10 protein-coding genes are annotated in these 14,695 nt (G+C 66.1%); 6 read left to right on the top strand and 4 right to left on the bottom strand.

Features of this window, described 5'->3' with window-relative positions; all coding sequences use genetic code 11:
- The first annotated feature begins 96 nt into the window (after nucleotides 1-96).
- Both G557_RS0102665 and G557_RS0102660 read left to right on the top strand, forming a co-directional pair.
- On the top strand, nucleotides 97-906 hold the full coding sequence (locus G557_RS0102665; protein WP_156877051.1) for an SGNH/GDSL hydrolase family protein: 810 nt from the start codon (nucleotides 97-99) through the stop codon (nucleotides 904-906).
- A gap of 40 nt (nucleotides 907-946) precedes the next feature.
- Nucleotides 947-1,708, top strand: a complete 762-nt coding sequence (locus G557_RS0102660; protein ID WP_169337733.1) for a ferritin-like fold-containing protein — start codon at nucleotides 947-949, stop codon at nucleotides 1,706-1,708.
- A 16-nt stretch (nucleotides 1,709-1,724) separates the two neighbouring features.
- Here G557_RS0102660 and G557_RS0102655 read toward each other — a convergent pair whose 3' ends face one another.
- Nucleotides 1,725-1,949, bottom strand: a complete 225-nt coding sequence (locus tag G557_RS0102655; protein ID WP_028244854.1) for a DUF3107 domain-containing protein — start codon at nucleotides 1,947-1,949, stop codon at nucleotides 1,725-1,727.
- 83 nt (nucleotides 1,950-2,032) lie between these two features.
- On the opposite strand from G557_RS0102655, the gene G557_RS11220 reads away from it, so the two are divergent.
- Nucleotides 2,033-5,155, top strand: coding sequence for a UrvD/REP family ATP-dependent DNA helicase (locus G557_RS11220; RefSeq protein WP_051224230.1), 3,123 nt, complete (start codon nucleotides 2,033-2,035; stop codon nucleotides 5,153-5,155).
- On the top strand, nucleotides 5,143-8,406 hold the full coding sequence (locus G557_RS11215; protein WP_051224227.1) for an ATP-dependent helicase: 3,264 nt from the start codon (nucleotides 5,143-5,145) through the stop codon (nucleotides 8,404-8,406). The genes G557_RS11220 and G557_RS11215 overlap by 13 nt, the downstream gene beginning before the upstream one ends.
- Here the strand turns inward: G557_RS11215 and G557_RS11210 are convergent.
- Complete coding sequence (locus tag G557_RS11210) at nucleotides 8,391-9,707, bottom strand: phosphotransferase (protein WP_084626927.1); 1,317 nt, start codon at nucleotides 9,705-9,707, stop codon at nucleotides 8,391-8,393. The genes G557_RS11215 and G557_RS11210 overlap by 16 nt on opposite strands.
- Here G557_RS11210 and G557_RS0102635 point away from each other — a divergent pair, their 5' ends adjacent.
- Nucleotides 9,708-11,390 (top strand): ATP-dependent helicase, encoded by a 1,683-nt coding sequence (locus G557_RS0102635; protein WP_245542750.1) that lies wholly within the window; start codon nucleotides 9,708-9,710, stop codon nucleotides 11,388-11,390. It begins immediately after the preceding gene.
- Here G557_RS0102635 and G557_RS0102630 read toward each other — a convergent pair.
- Both G557_RS0102630 and G557_RS11205 read right to left on the bottom strand, forming a co-directional pair.
- Nucleotides 11,299-12,378 (bottom strand): hypothetical protein, encoded by a 1,080-nt coding sequence (locus G557_RS0102630; RefSeq protein ID WP_028244852.1) that lies wholly within the window; start codon nucleotides 12,376-12,378, stop codon nucleotides 11,299-11,301. The genes G557_RS0102635 and G557_RS0102630 overlap by 92 nt on opposite strands.
- A 66-nt stretch (nucleotides 12,379-12,444) precedes the next feature.
- On the bottom strand, nucleotides 12,445-13,788 hold the full coding sequence (locus G557_RS11205) for a zinc-dependent metalloprotease (RefSeq protein ID WP_051224221.1): 1,344 nt from the start codon (nucleotides 13,786-13,788) through the stop codon (nucleotides 12,445-12,447).
- A 51-nt stretch (nucleotides 13,789-13,839) separates the two neighbouring features.
- On the opposite strand from G557_RS11205, the gene G557_RS0102620 reads away from it, so the two are divergent.
- On the top strand, nucleotides 13,840-14,652 hold the full coding sequence (locus G557_RS0102620; RefSeq protein WP_051224218.1) for a YlbL family protein: 813 nt from the start codon (nucleotides 13,840-13,842) through the stop codon (nucleotides 14,650-14,652).
- Nucleotides 14,653-14,695: the final 43 nt, after the last annotated feature.

The following is a 14,695-nucleotide window of genomic DNA, read 5'->3' as shown; positions in this document are numbered from 1 at the left end:
GCATCATGATCAGTCTACCGGGTGCGTCAAGCCCCGGCCCCGTTCAGTTGCACCGCCGAGGCTCTGGCGCGCACAATGCTCGGTGAGAGGAGTCGTATGTCACCCACCCCCGAAACCGAACATCCGACCTGGGCCGCACCGGCCATCAACCGTTTTGTCGCTGTCGGCGACAGCTTCACCGAGGGCATCGGCGACGAAGACGCCAACGCCGTCGGTGGCGTGCGAGGCTGGGCCGACCGCGTCGCGGAGGTGCTGGCCGAGCGCACCCCCGACTTCGACTACGCGAACCTCGCGGTGCGCGGCAAATTGATCGATGAAATCACCTCTGGGCAGATCGAGCACGCAGTGGCCCTGCGCCCAGACCTGATCACGTTCTGCGCCGGTGGCAACGACATCATTCGGCCCGGCAGCGATCCGGATGCGGTGGCTCAGCTGTTCGACGATGACCTGTCGCGCCTGAGCTCAACTGGTGCCCATGTGGCGGTGTTCACCGGCATCGATGTGGGGCACCGTCCGGTGTTCGGGCTGGTGCGCGGCAAGGTGGCGGTCTATAACGAGCACATTCGAGTGTCGGCGGCCAGACACGGCGCGACGGTGGTCGACATGTGGGGCATGGACTTTCTCAAAGATCCCAGAATGTGGTCGACCGATCGGCTGCACATGTCGCCGCTGGGGCATCACAACATGGCGATCCAGGTGCTCGACGCGCTGGGCGTGCCGCATGAGCTCACGCCCGAGCAGCCGCTGCCCACACCGGCTCACGGCTGGCTGCCCACGGCCGAAGATCTGCACTGGGCGCGTGACTACCTGTGGCCGTGGGTGGTGCGTCGTGTGCGCGGCACCTCGTCGGGCGACGGCCGGCGAGCCAAGCGACCACAGCCGGTGCGCGTGACCTCGAGCCGCTGACGCCCCGGTGCGCCCGCCACGACCGGGTACGATGATGAGCGTGTTTAAACTGTTCGGTCGGCGTCGCGTCGGCAAAGAGATGCGGGTGCGCTCGCGTTCGGAGTCAGCGCATGCGGTGCGACCTTCGACGGTGCGCATCGACTTTCTGGCGCCGGAGCCGGAACGGCTGATCGCCTCGCTGGCGGCGTTCAAACTCGAGGGGTTCGAATATCTCACTCGGGTGCTGGCTGACATCGACGATCTCGATGAACAGGCGCATGTGGCCGAACTCGCTCAAGAGCTCTACGAGCGACACGTGCAGCTGCGCGAGGCCTATGAGTCTGCTGCGGGCAGGTCGTTCGCCGACACCAGCATTGGCCAGTTCGAGGCGCGGGCGCTGTGGGGGCGGCTGCAACCCGCGCTGTGGCAGGAGGCCGTGCTCGCCGCGTATCTCGTAGACGGCATTGCCGTCGACTTCTCGAAGGCACTTGGCCGCGGGCTGCGCCTGCGCGGCGGTCTGCGTCAGACGTTTGGCGACCGCCCAGAGGCCAAGCACGCGGTGGCGGTGCTGGCGGCCGAGAGCGAGCGCATCCCATGGATGTCCGATCGGCTGGCATTGTGGGGCCGGCGCGTCGTGGGCGATTCGCTGCTGTGGTGCCGGTCGCTGATGGTGCTCTCAGACCCGGTGCTGCGTGCTCTGCGTGACACCTCATTGCACCGCGACGAAGAGGTGCAACAGGTGATCTCGCAGATCGAGGCCGTGCACGGCGATCTGATCGCCGCGCACACCGCGCGTATGGAATCGCTCGGGCTGACTGCCTGAGCAGCCCGGCTTCGATTTACGAGACGAAGCCGATCTTGCGGGTCTCTTGGGGGCCGATCTCGATGTAGGCCAGTGCCTTTGACGGCACCAGGTACAGGCGGCCCTTCTCATCGGTGAGTTCGAGCACGGGAGCCTCGTCGGCGAGCGCGGTGCGCACTGCCTCGGTGACCTCTTCGGCCTTCTGTGACGACTCGAGAACGATCTCGCGACCTGTCTCGCGGATGCCGATCTTGATCTCCATGCTGCTCCTTCCACCGGGCGCCGTGTGGCGCCGACTCCCAGTGTAGCGGCGGGCGTGTCAGAGGCATGCTCTAGCGTGGAGATATGCCGCAGATCAGATTCACTGCACCGGAGCACGCCACCGCGTGCCCGCTTGAGGCGCTCGATGCGTCTCAGCTCGAAGTGGTGCGCGCTGGCGTCGAGCGCCACATGCAGGTACTCGGCGCCCCGGGCACCGGCAAGACCACCGCACTGGTGCGCCTGGCCGCGGCGGCCTTCTCAGATGGCTTCGCTCCCGACCAGGTGCTGGTGCTCGCTCCCACTCGTCAAGCAGCCGCGCAGCTGTCTGCACTCATCGACGCCGAGGTGTCACAGGTCTCGACCGGTGGTGTGGTGCGCACGCTCGGCTCGCTCGCTTTCGAGGTGCTTCGGGCACGGGCACTCGAACTCAGCGAGGCGCCGCCACGGCTACTCACCGGCGGCGAACAAGATCGCCTGCTGGCCGATCTGCTCACCGGCTACGCCAGCGGGCAGGTGGCGGGCCGGCTGCCGCAGTGGCCCGAGGGCATCACCGAAGAGGTGCTGCGGCTGCGCGGGTTTCGCACCGAGGTTCGTGAGCTGCTTGCCCGCACGCTCGAGCTCGACGTCTCACCACAGCGGCTGCGTGAGATCGCACGCACAGCCGGGCGAGCCGACTGGGCCGCCGCAGCAGACCTGTTCGACGACTATTTCGAGATCAAGGCGGCTACGCCCGGGCTCGCCGAGGCCTTCGACACCGGCGAGCTGGTGGGGCGTGCCGCAGCGCTGCTGCAGCGCGACCCTCACGTGCTCGGACAGGTGCGTTTGGTGCTGATCGACGACGCCCAAGAGCACACTCGGGCAGTGCTGCCGGTGCTGCGTGCGCTCGTCAGCAGAGGTGCCACATTGGTCACGTTCGGCAACCCCGATCAGGCCACCAACGGCTTTCGCGGCGGGCAGGCGGCATTCGCCGCAACCCTGCATCACGAGCTGGGCCTCGACGCACATACCGTGGTGCTTGAGACGAGTCATCGACTGCACGGCGCGCTGGCGCTAGCCTGCGCATCCGTCAGCGATCACGTCGGTGTTGCCCAAGCCGGTTCGCAGCGTGCGGCGCTGGTTGCAGCCGGTGGCGATTCGGCCCCGGTGGGCATCGAGGCACGGGCATATTCCGATGGCATCGACGAGGTCACCGATGTGGCCAGTCTGCTGCGCAGTCGGCATATCGACCTCGACGTGCCGTGGCAGCAGATGGCGGTCATCACCCGGTCGAGCGCAGGATTGGCCGAGCTGTCGAGAGATCTGGCCGCGGCCGGGGTGCCGGTGGCTGTCGCAGGTGTGGCCGGGCCGCTGCGCGACGAGGCTGTCAACCTTGATCTGCTCACGGTTGTTGCCGTGGGGCTGGGGCTGACCCCACTCGATGCCGCCACCGCCCAGCGACTGCTCACCGGGTTCGTCGGTGGTCTCGATGCGGTGGGGCTGCGCCGCGTGCGCCGACTGTTGCGCGAGCGCGAACTGCGCGACGGCGGGCAGCGGCATGCCGACGAACTGCTGGTGGCTGCTCTGCGCGAGGGGGTGCCAGACGAGGGCAGATCGGCGGTCTCGCCGCTGCTGCGTCGGGTGAACCGCCTGCATGAGGTGCTCACAGAGGTGCAGGTGCAAGGCGAAGAGCAGGCGGCGGCCGTTGATCTGCTGTGGAGCGCGTGGCATGCTGCAGCAGTCGCCGACCAGTGGCGTCAGCAGGCGCTCGGCAGCGGGGTGCAGGCGGTCGACGCCAACCGCCGACTCGATGCGGTGGTAGCGCTGTTTACCGCGGCACAGCGTCATGTCGAGCGGCAGCCCGACGCCAGCGCCGCCGAGTTCGTGACTCAGCAGCTCGATCAGCGGGTTCCTGAAGACTCACTGGCGCACACAGGTCGGCGAGCTGCCGTGCATTTAGGCACTCCGACCAGCGTGATCGGTCAGCAGTTCGACACCGTGGTGGTGCTCGGTCTGCAAGATGGGCTGTGGCCCAACACGAGAGTGCGCAACACCCTGTTGGGGGCCGACGACCTCGTCGATCACGTTTGCGGCACTGTCGACGTCGACCGACGCATCACCACCCTGCACGATGAGTTGCGGCTGCTGGTGCAGGCGCTCAGCCGAGCACAGCGGCATCTGCGATTGACCACCATCGTCGACGAAGACAATGCGCCGAGCCTCGCGTTCCGTCTGATGCACCAAGTCGTCGAGCTCGTTGACCATGTGCCAGACGACCTCGGGGCATACACCCTGCGTGGGCTGGTAGGTGCGCTGCGGCGGCGGCTGAACGGGCATCCTGACGACACCACCGCAGCTGCGGCTCTCGCCACGCTCGCTGCAGCAGAGGTGCCCGGTGCGGCTGTCGCCGACTGGAACGGGCTGGCTGAGCCGAGTACCACCGCAGACCTCACCGATATCGCAGGGGGTGAGCTGGTTCGGGTCTCCCCGTCGAAGCTCGAGACCTTTGATCGAGACCCACTGCTGTGGTTTCTGCAGCACGTGGGGGCCAGCGACCGCAGCACCCAAGCAGGCATCGGCACGCTGGTGCACGCAGCGTTCGAACGGGCAGGGCGCGAGCACCTGCGCGACCTCGGGCCGCTGGTCGAGGTGGTGCGTGCGAGGTGGGGCGAACTCGATTTCGAAACCCCATGGCAGGCGCGTTTGCAGCTTGACCGAGCCACCGAGATGCTGCAGCGCACCGTCGACTATCTGCGCGAGGCCGAGGGGCAGGGGTGGAGAGCCCTCGAGGCAGAGCAGGGGTTTGCCACCACCTTTGACATCGTCGAGATGCGCGGCAGCATAGATCGCATCGAAAGCGACGGCCAGCGGCTGCGCATCATCGACCTCAAGACCGGCAGGCGCATCAGTCAAGAAGACGCCGAAGAGCACCTGCAGCTGCGCGCCTATCAGGTGGCTTGGGCTGAGGGTGCGCTGGCTGATCTGCCCGCTGAGCAGCTTGCTCAGGCTGCTCTGCTGTTCGTGGGCGACGGCCCCAAGGGGCATGCCCTAGTGGCTCAGAGTCATCTCGACGGCCAGGCGCTGGCCGAGGCCGAGAAACAGATCATTGCCCTTGCCCACGGCATGGCGGGCAGCTCTTTCCCGGCCGATCTCGGGGCCACACTGCGCGGGGCAGGCCGGCCGGCGCTCACCTACATTCACACCAGAGGAGAGATCACATGGCCCGTTTGAGCGCCGTCGATATTGCTGATCACGTCGGCATTCATCGCCCGACTGCCGAGCAGCAGCAGGTGATCGAGTTCGCTGAAGAGCGGCCGGCGCTTGTGATCGCCGGGGCTGGCAGCGGCAAAACCGAGACCATGGCCCGTCGGGTGGTCTGGCTGGTGGCGAATCAGCTCGTGAGCCCCGAGCAAGTGCTCGGTCTCACGTTCACTCGTAAGGCCGCCACGGAGCTCGGGGCGCGCATCAACCGCTCGCTCGATGCGCTCGAAGATGCCGGGCTCACCACGCGCACGCCGCTCGAAGCCCGCCCCACCGTCTCGACCTACAATGCCTTTGCCAACACGCTCTTTCAAGACAACGCTTTGCGCATCGGCTATGAACCCGACGCCACGCTGCTCACCGAGGCCGGAGCATGGGAACTCGCGCACCAAGTGGTGCTCGATGCTGATGCCGACGAGGCACTCTATCTGTTGGGGCGCGGCCCCGCGCAGGTGGCGGCACTCGTGCTGCAGCTGGCGCATGCCATGGTCGATAATGCCGCAGACCCAGACGATCTGCTGGCCTTTGCCGAGCACTTCCGCAGCCTCACTGCGCTGCGCCCGGCCAAGCGCCCGGGTCAGGCAGAACCTGTCAAAGCCGTGCTTGATCTCGTCGACCGGGTGACAGCCCTTGAGGCGCTCGTGCCGCTGGCTGTCGACTACGGGCGACGCAAGCGCGAACTTGGGCTCATCGAGTATGCCGACCAAGTGGCGTTGGCTGCACAGGCGTTGCGCCGTGACCCAGCTGCGATCGAGCCCTATCGAAAGCGCTATCGCGCGGTGTTTCTCGACGAGTATCAAGACACCTCGGTGTCGCAGACCAGACTGCTCAGCCAACTGTTCGCCGGATTGCGAGTAATGGCTGTCGGCGACCCAAACCAGGCCATCTACGGCTGGCGCGGAGCCAGCAGCAGCAACCTGGCGGGGTTTCTGGCCGACTTCCATGACGTCGCTGGGCCACGGTTCCAATTGGCCACCAGCTGGCGCAACTCAGAGCGCATTCTGGCTGCGGCCAATGCGCTGGTTGCCGAGCCGGCCGACGCCGCATCGCCCACCGCTGACGTGCTCACGCTGCGGGCGAGGCCGGCTGCCGACGAGGGGGCAGTCGACACGCTCATCGCAGCAGACGCGGAGCATGAGGCTGCAGCAGTAGCCGCCTGGCTCGAACCGCGGCTGACACCAGAGACCACCGCAGCCGTGCTCTTTCGGGTTCGGGCCACTATGCCAGCATTCGCCCGCGCTCTGGCTGATCGGGGCATCCCGCACGAGATCGTCGGCTTCGCTGGTGTGCTGGAGTCGCCCGAAGTCGTCGATCTGCTCTGTGCGTTGCACGTCGTCGCTGACGCTGAGGCAGACAACGAACTGGTGCGCCTGCTGAGCGGCACGCGCTGGCGCATCGGCCCCGCAGACCTTGCCGCCCTCGGACGTTTCGCCGCCGACGTCGCAAGCTACGCAGACGATGGCGCACGTCTCGATGCCGAAGTTGCTCGTCGCATGCGCCAGTCGGTGTCTGGCGACGAGCATGCCTCGCTGGTCGACGCGCTTGACCTGCTGCATCACCCCAGTCGTTCGACAGCTCGGCTTATTGCGCGCGCGGGCTTCACTGAGATTGCTCTACAGCGACTCGAACAGGCGTCGCGGCTGTTCGCCGATCTGCGACGAGACGCGCACCTGCCCGTTGTGGAGTTCGTTCGGCTGGTGATCGAACGCATCGGTCTCGACATCGAGCTGCAGGCCAACGAAAGCCTCGCCCATCCACTGCGCAATCTCAATGCTCTGATCGGTAAGGTGACCGATTACGACCGCACTGTGTCGGCGGCCACACTCCCCGGACTGCTCGCCTGGCTCGAACGAGTCGCTGAGCAAGAGAACCTGAGCCTCGAAAGTGCGCCAGCCCGCCCGGGGGTCGTGCAGCTGCTGACAGTACACGCAGCCAAAGGCCTTGAATGGGATCACGTTGCGGTGCCGCGCATGGTGCTCGGCGAGCTACCCACCAAACCGCGCAGCACGCGCGGGTGGGTCGCTATTGGCGAATTGCCATACGACTTTCGCGGTGACAGCGCCGATTTGCCGGCGTTCGACTGGCGAGAGGCGACTGATTCCACCGACCTGAACCGCAGGTTCAAGGCCTTCGCCGAGCTTGAGAAGCAGCGCCATCTAGCCGAGGAGCGACGCATCGCGTACGTTGCGCTCACTCGTGGCCGCCACGATCTGCTGCTGAGTGCTGCACCCTATCGCGACGCGACATCTCGCGCTGCCGAGCTCAGCCCATTTCTTTCCGCACTCGGTGCCGCCGGAGCGATTCCTGATCTGTCTGCCGAATATGCAGACGTGCCCGCGCCTGACGAGGCGGAGACCCAATGGTATGCCTGGCCCAACGACCCGCTCGGCGGCCGACGGCCTCGAGTTGAGGCCGCTGCCCAGCAAGCGCGCACCGCAGCCGCGCACCTGCTCACCGACCCCACGGTGGCCGAATTGGGCCCTTGGCAGGCGCGAGTCGAGGGGCTGCTGCGCGAGCGTGAAGAGCAGGCGCAAACGCTGCTGCTGCCTCTGCCCGAGCGCGTGGCGGCCTCGAGATTCAAAGACTTTGTGCTGCAGCCTGAGCGTGCTGCCGCCGAGATGTACCGGCCCATGCCCTCACGCCCATATGTGCAGACCCGTGTAGGCACGCTGTTTCACGAATGGGTCGAACAGCGGTATCGCAACGCTGACCAGACCCTGCCGCTGGCTGCCGATCGGCTGGCCGAGTTTGACGGCGACCCTGGTCTGCTCGCAACGATCGACGATGCGGATGAGCTCGCACCGATTACCCCTGTGGTGCTTGACGCTGGCAGCCGTCGCATGCTGCAGCAGCTGTGCGAGACGTTTGAACGCAGCCGGTGGGCATCCAAGCGCCCGGTGGCCGTTGAGACGCAGATTCGTCTGCCCCTCGCAGATGCCCATGTCGTGTGCAAGCTCGACGCAGTGTTCGCCACCGATGACGGCTTCGAAGTGGTCGACTGGAAGACTGGTCGCCCGCCGAGCGACAACGAGCAGCTGCGTGCACGACAGCTGCAGTTAGCGCTTTATCGGCTGGCTTGGGCGGCGCATGCAGGCATCGACGTACAGCAGGTCAGTGCGCGGTTCTATTACGTGGCAGACGACATTGAGATCGCGCCAGAACAGTGGCTCGACGCACAGCATCTGGCTGAGCAGTGGGAGTCGCTCTACAGCCGCTCGTGAAACCCCGTGCGCAGAGACGAACGCGCTTTGCGCTGTGACGACTCAGCAGCGTCGTCGACGACGGTAGCAGTCTCTTCGTTGGCGCCGGGGCGGTCAACTGGCGCAGCCTCGTCTTCGTCGATGACCTCGGCGACGATGATCTCTTCGTGCTCTTCGGTGATGATCACGTCTGGCTCATCGGCAGCAGGAGTCGTCGAATCAGCTGCGGCTGACGTTTGCTCGGGTGTCGGGGCTGCCGCGCTGGCCGCGGGCGTCTGCGGCTCGCTTGCCTCGACTTCGGCTTCAGCCTCGATCTCGATTTCCAGTTCGATTGCCACAGGTTCGGCATCTTCGGAAGGATGCTCATCGCGCTCGGCCTCGAACACCACGTCGGTCAGCGCCAGCTGGTAGTCATCGAGCACGGTGTCTGCCAGACGGTCGAGCATGCTCTTTGCGTCGTCGACGATGGCGGCATCGCTCTTATCAACGCCGTGCAGCAGCCAGCGCGCCACATGCAGCTCAGCGTGCAGTGTGGCACGTCGCCGCAGCATGACGGAGCTGCCCTCCTGCAGGTCTCGCGCATACGCGGCGAATACTGAGTCGATGGCAGCCACCGGGGCGGCGTGAATCAGCCAGGCGAGGTCGAGCGCCGGGTCGGAGATACGCAGTTGAGACCACGACAGCACCCCGCTGACGTGACTGTGTTCGACTAACACGCACTGGTCATCCAAATCGCCGTGCACCACGGTGGGGTCGAACTCCCACAGCGGATCATCGTCAAGAGCGCCCGTCCAACGCTCCAGCAGTGATGGCGGAACCAGCCGACTGGCCTCGGCTCGCACAAGAAGCTGACGCACCGATTCGCGCACGGCCTCGGGCGTCTCATGGGGGAGGCCGTAGTCATCGATGAAGCCGGTGGGCAGCGCATGCAGTGCAGCCAAGCTCTCGCCGATTGAGGTGCTCAGCCCGTCGGTCGGGCTCAGCCAGGTGACATCGATGAGCACGCCCGGCACGTAGGTGTAGACCAGTGCGCTGAGGCCGCCCACATCGACCCGGCCGGCTTCGCTGGGAATGGCGAACGGCAGACGCGTGCGGATGCCCGCGCTCAATGCGCTGAGCGACTTCAGCTCGGCTTCGAGCAGTCGGTAGGCCGCGGGGGTCTCTGGTACACGGATGATGTAGTGCGAGCCGTCTTCTCCGATGATCACCGCGGAGTCGTAACGCCCGGTGCTGCCGGCGGTGTGCAGGGCCGCCGAGACCACGTTCAGCCCCGGAATCGCCGAGGTTGCGAGTGCCGCTAAGGTAAGTGGAGACCGACTCATGTGACCAGAGTAGAGGATTCGATGCGCCCAGCCGCGACCGCCACGCTTGATGCGCTGGATCCTCGGCAGCGGGCGGTCGCCGAAGCGCTCACCGGGCCGGTGCGTGTGCTCGCCGGAGCGGGCACTGGCAAGACTCGAGCCATCACACACCGCATCGCCTGGGGCATTGAACAGCAGGTCTATCAGCCGCAGTCGGTGCTGGCGCTCACCTTCACCAGCAAGGCCGCCGCCGAGCTGCGACTGCGCCTTGCACATCTCGGGCTGCCACCGGTCGCCGCGCGCACTTTTCACGCGGCTGCATTAGCGCAGCTGAGACATTTTTGGCCGCGCACCCTCGGCGCGCAGCTGCCGCGACTGCTCTCGTCGAAGGCCGCAGTGATCGCTGAAGCCGTGCATGCGGTGGGGCTGCCCGAGCCAGACACGGCCACGTTGCGCGATCTGGCCGCCCAAGTGGAGTGGCGCAAAGTGCGCGCGCTGACGGTTGATCAGTATTTGGCGACACCGCATCGCCAAGTGCACGGCGTCGCGGATGAGCAGATGGCCGCAGTGATGCTGCGTTACGAGCGACTCAAAGATGATCGCCGAGTGATCGACTTCGAAGATGTGCTGCTCACGCTGACCGGCATGCTGCGGCAAGAGCCGGCGGTTGCCGACGAGGTGCGTGACCAGTACCGCATCTTTGTGGTCGACGAGTACCAGGACGTTTCGCCGGTGCAGCACGATCTGCTGCGCGAGTGGATGGGGCGGCGTCGCGACCTCTGCGTCGTCGGTGACCCCAGCCAGACGATCTATTCGTTCTCGGGAGCTGACCCGCGGTATCTGCTCGACTTCGAGCAGGAATTCGTCGGTGCACAAACGGTCGAGCTTACCCACAACTATCGCTCGAGCGCACCCATCGTCTCACTGGCGAACGCCGCAATGCAGGGGCGGCCCGGCGCAGTGCGTCTTGAGACGGATGTGGCCGGCCCCCCGCCACAGCTGGCAGCGTGTGCCGACGAGACCGACGAGGCCCAGCATGTGGCACGTGCGGTTGCCGCGCAGATCGCAGGCGGTGCTTCGCCCCGCGAGATCGCTGTGCTGATGCGAGTCAACAGCCAGACCGCCAGGCTCGAGCAGGCCTTCACCCAGGCCGGTGTGCCATTCGCTCTGCGCAATGCCACGCCGTTTTTCGCCAGACGCGAGATCGTCGATGTCATGCTGCTCATCGGTGTGGCCGCGGCCGAGCAGCCGAGTGCTGCCGCGCTGCCGGCGCTCGAGCGTGCGCTGACCGAGGCAGGATGGTCGCCGACGCCGCCGGCTGAGGCCGGTGAAGTGCGTGAGCGGTGGCAGACTCTCGAAGCGCTGCGTCGCGTGTGCATCGATGCTGGGGAGCAGACCACGCTTGCTGCACTGCATCGTGAGCTGTTGGAACGGCGCGAGCAGCAGCATCCACCGACCACCGAGACAGTGACACTGTCGACGGTGCATGCCGCAAAGGGCCTGGAATGGGACCACGTGCATGTGATTGGTGTGAATGAGGGGCTGCTGCCGATCAGCACCGCCACCACCGAGGCAGAGATCGACGAGGAGCGTCGCCTGTTTTATGTCGCGGTTACGCGGGCGCGACGCACGCTGCATCTGTCGTATGCCGAGCGCTCGGGCGGTCGTGCGGCGCAGCGCTCGCGCTTTCTGGAGGGGCGGTAAGCTGCGTCGCATCACGGCAGAGGCACTGCGGATGCGGCCGGTGCGAAAACAGTCGGGTGGCCCCGCCCATGACCTGAACTCGCCGGTCGAAGACCCCGGGCAGCTGCGCCGGAGTGGCAGTGAGCGCCCGCAACACGACCTGCGCTGCGATCGCGCTGGCTTGGGCGATGTCGCTGGCGCCGGCAGCGAGCCTGGGGCGCCGCCACAGCTGATCGCACATCAGCGCCCAATCAACGTGATGATCTCGGGCATGCTGGTGTACGCACCCCAGACAACCGGTCTGCCCCGGCACTACCAGCGGCCCCACGACAACGGCACCCGTGGAAGTGGACCACATACTCAAATGCGGCTGATCATGGCGCAGCAACGGCACCCACTGTGCCGGGTGCGGTGGCCCATAGCCACAGATGACGCTGAGATCGGCCTCGGTGGGCCCAACTCGCCGCACGTCGCATTCGTAGAGCGACGAGATGAGATGGTCGATCGGCGGGCTGCTGGCTGACGAAGGGGCGCTGCGCATATGCCACTCTGGCGGACGTGACTCACAGCGGGGCTCTGAAGGATCGGGGGCGTGCACCAGTCGACGCACTCCGCTGGCGGCGAGCACGAGCAGCAGCTGGGTGCTCATGGGGCTGTCGCCGATGACCGCGACGCAGGAGGTGTCGAGAGCGCGCATGAGCCGGTTGTGCTCAGCCAGCGGCTGATCAGGATGCACGGCCCACATGCGGTGCAGACCCAACGCGCGAGGCACGTGCTGCACTCGATCGCCCAGTCGGTGCAGCATGGCGCTGAGCGTTTGTTCGGGCTCGCCGTACTGAGCGAGCACCTCGCGGAGATCGACCTCGCGAGCCCCGGACTGCAGGGCGACGAGCAGGTCTTCTTGGCAGGCCGTCGGGTCGTGAAACACAACAGGGTTGGTCAGGCCGACCTGGAGGTGTCCGCCGGCGCGCCAGATGAGTGGGTGAGCAGGATGCAGCTGAGCGATCATGCCTCGAGTCTGACGCAGGCGAGGCGATGGCACGAGGCACTTTCCACAGGCCGTGGTGACGTAGGTTCAGGCGTCTGGAGCGTCGGATTCGTCGCCGGGCTCGGGCAGCTCTCCGTCGAGCAGTCGCGCCAGATCTCTGTCGAAGTCAGAGGTGGGTGCCTGTGTCGAGCGGGCGATGAAAGCCTGCGGGTCGTCGAGGTCTTCTGGCTGTGGCAGCAGGTCAGGATGCTGCCAGATCGCGTCGCGAGCTGTCGAGCCGAGTTGGTCGGTGACCGCCTGCCACAGGGCTGCGGCGCGGCGCAGCTGGCGCGGGCGAAACTCCAGCCCGATCAAGGTGCTGAAGGCATGCTCGGCTGGGCCGCCGATCGCGCGACGGCGGTTGACGGCCTCGGCGATGGCCGACTGCTTGGGCAGGCGGTGTGTGGCCTGTGTGGTGACGGTGTCGACCCAGCCCTCAATGAGGGTCAACAGGTTCTCAATGCGGGCCAGCGCCGCATCTTGGGCCTCGGTGCGCGGCGGAATGAGCGCACCAGCTTCTATGGCGGCTTTCAGCGAACTGGGGTCGGTTGGATCGATGTCGCCGCCGAGCGCCTCGATGCGGGTCACATCGATGTGGATGCCGCTGGCATAGGCGGTGATAGCGCTGGTGAGTTCGCTGGTCAGCCAGGGCGCGTGTCGGAACAGCGCCACATGCGCGAGTTCGCGAGTGGCCAAGTAGATGGTGATCTCACTGTCGGGCACTTCGAGGCCCTCAGAGAAGTCATGGATGTTCTGTGGCAGCAGAGCCGGGGTGTTGTCTGGCACCACGGGAATGCCGATCTCATTGGCAGAGACCGTTTCGGAGGCGAGCTGGCCAACCACCTGGCCGAGCTGTACGACGAAGACGGTCGAGGCCATCCGGCGCATGAACCCGGCGGCCTGGCCGAGGCTTGCGGAGAGCTCGTCAGGGAGGTTCTGCTGCAAGGTGTTCAACAGTGCGTCTGAGACGCTGGCGGCGACCGGCTCGCTCAAGTGCTGCCAGAAGGGGAGTGTGGCGGTGGCCCACTCGCGGCGGCTGACGACCTGCCAGTCGGTCGAGGTGTCGAAATCGGTGGCCTCGGTCAGCCATAGGCTCGAGATCGAGAACGCCTGCTCGGCGCGCTCGCGCTCTTCTGCGGTGAGCGGCACTTGCTGAGATTCTGCGACTTGTTGCGCACGAGTCAGCGCCTGTGACCAGTCGATGTCATCGCCTGAGGCGGCAGCCTGCTGCACTGAGGCGAACAGGCCAGAGAGCATGGCGGGGTTCAGTGGCAGGCCAGAGGCCTGTGCGAGACCTTCGGCATCGCCCGAGAGCAGCTGGCGCAGCAGCCGCTGAAACTCGTCTTCGGGATGCTCTGCGGAGGAATCCTCGGGGCTGTCAGGGGGAACCATGGCTGACCTCCTTTATTGACATATCCACGGTACACTAGTGGCTTGACCGCCATGCGAAGAGCACATTTCAGACTGCGCAACGGGCTCGCGTACGTCGCGGGCGCGGCACTGGTGCTGTCGGCGCTGATTCCCAGCCCATATGTCTTTCGACAGCCGGGGCCCGCGTTCGACACCCTCGGCACCGACACGACCACCTCATCCGGCGGCGATGTGATCAGCATCACCGGCGCGCAGACCTACCCAACCACCGGTTCGCTGTACATGCTCACCGTGAACGTGGCAGGCAATCCTGATGCGCAGCCCAGCTGGCTGCAGACCGCTTGGGCGTTCTTCGCCTCGTCCTCGGCAGTCATGCCGATCGAGGCATATTTTCCGCCTGGCACCACCACAGAAGAAGAGCAAGCCGCTAACGAAGAGCTGATGACCTCTTCCCAGCAGGCGGCAATCGACGCGGCGCTGCACCACTTGGGGCTCGATGACGACGCCCAGCGCCCTGACGTGACGATTTCGCTGAGCGATGTGGGCGGCCCCAGTGCTGGCATGATGTTCACTCTGGCGATCATCGACAAGCTCACGCCGGGGTCGATCACCGGCGGTGAGGCGGTTGCCGGCACGGGCACGATCTCGGCTGACGGCACGGTGGGGGCCATTGGAGGCGCCCGACAAAAAGTGGTTACGGTTGCCAACGCCGGGGTCAAGTGGTTCTTGCTGCCGACCTCGAATTGTTCTGATCTCGCCGATGGCGGGCTGCCCGACGGCGTCCGCGCAATCCCGGTCGACACGCTCGACGATGCGCTGGATGCGCTCAACGTCATTTCCACGACTCGCACAGCCACCGGCCTGCCAGAATGTCCGGGGCTGTGACCGGGTGCCAAGTGCCAGTGTCGGCGGTCACCACTAGACTGTC

The organism is Pseudoclavibacter soli DSM 23366 (assembly GCF_000423505.1).
Taxonomy (GTDB): Bacteria; Actinomycetota; Actinomycetes; order Actinomycetales; family Microbacteriaceae; genus Pseudoclavibacter_A; species Pseudoclavibacter_A soli.
This window is presented reverse-complemented; position numbering and strand designations above follow the sequence as displayed.

What these genes read in the sequence shown, in the direction of transcription:
- G557_RS0102665 (WP_156877051.1), top strand. Translation starts at nt 97, where the DNA reads ATGTCACCCACCCCCGAAACCGAACATCCGACCTGGGCCGCACCGGCC.
- G557_RS0102655 (WP_028244854.1), bottom strand. Translation starts at nt 1,949, where the DNA reads ATGGAGATCAAGATCGGCATCCGCGAGACAGGTCGCGAGATCGTTCTC.
- G557_RS11220 (WP_051224230.1), top strand. Translation starts at nt 2,033, where the DNA reads ATGCCGCAGATCAGATTCACTGCACCGGAGCACGCCACCGCGTGCCCG.
- G557_RS11215 (WP_051224227.1), top strand. Translation starts at nt 5,143, where the DNA reads ATGGCCCGTTTGAGCGCCGTCGATATTGCTGATCACGTCGGCATTCAT.
- G557_RS11210 (WP_084626927.1), bottom strand. Translation starts at nt 9,707, where the DNA reads ATGAGTCGGTCTCCACTTACCTTAGCGGCACTCGCAACCTCGGCGATT.
- G557_RS0102630 (WP_028244852.1), bottom strand. Translation starts at nt 12,378, where the DNA reads ATGATCGCTCAGCTGCATCCTGCTCACCCACTCATCTGGCGCGCCGGC.
- G557_RS11205 (WP_051224221.1), bottom strand. Translation starts at nt 13,788, where the DNA reads ATGGTTCCCCCTGACAGCCCCGAGGATTCCTCCGCAGAGCATCCCGAA.
- G557_RS0102620 (WP_051224218.1), top strand. Translation starts at nt 13,840, where the DNA reads ATGCGAAGAGCACATTTCAGACTGCGCAACGGGCTCGCGTACGTCGCG.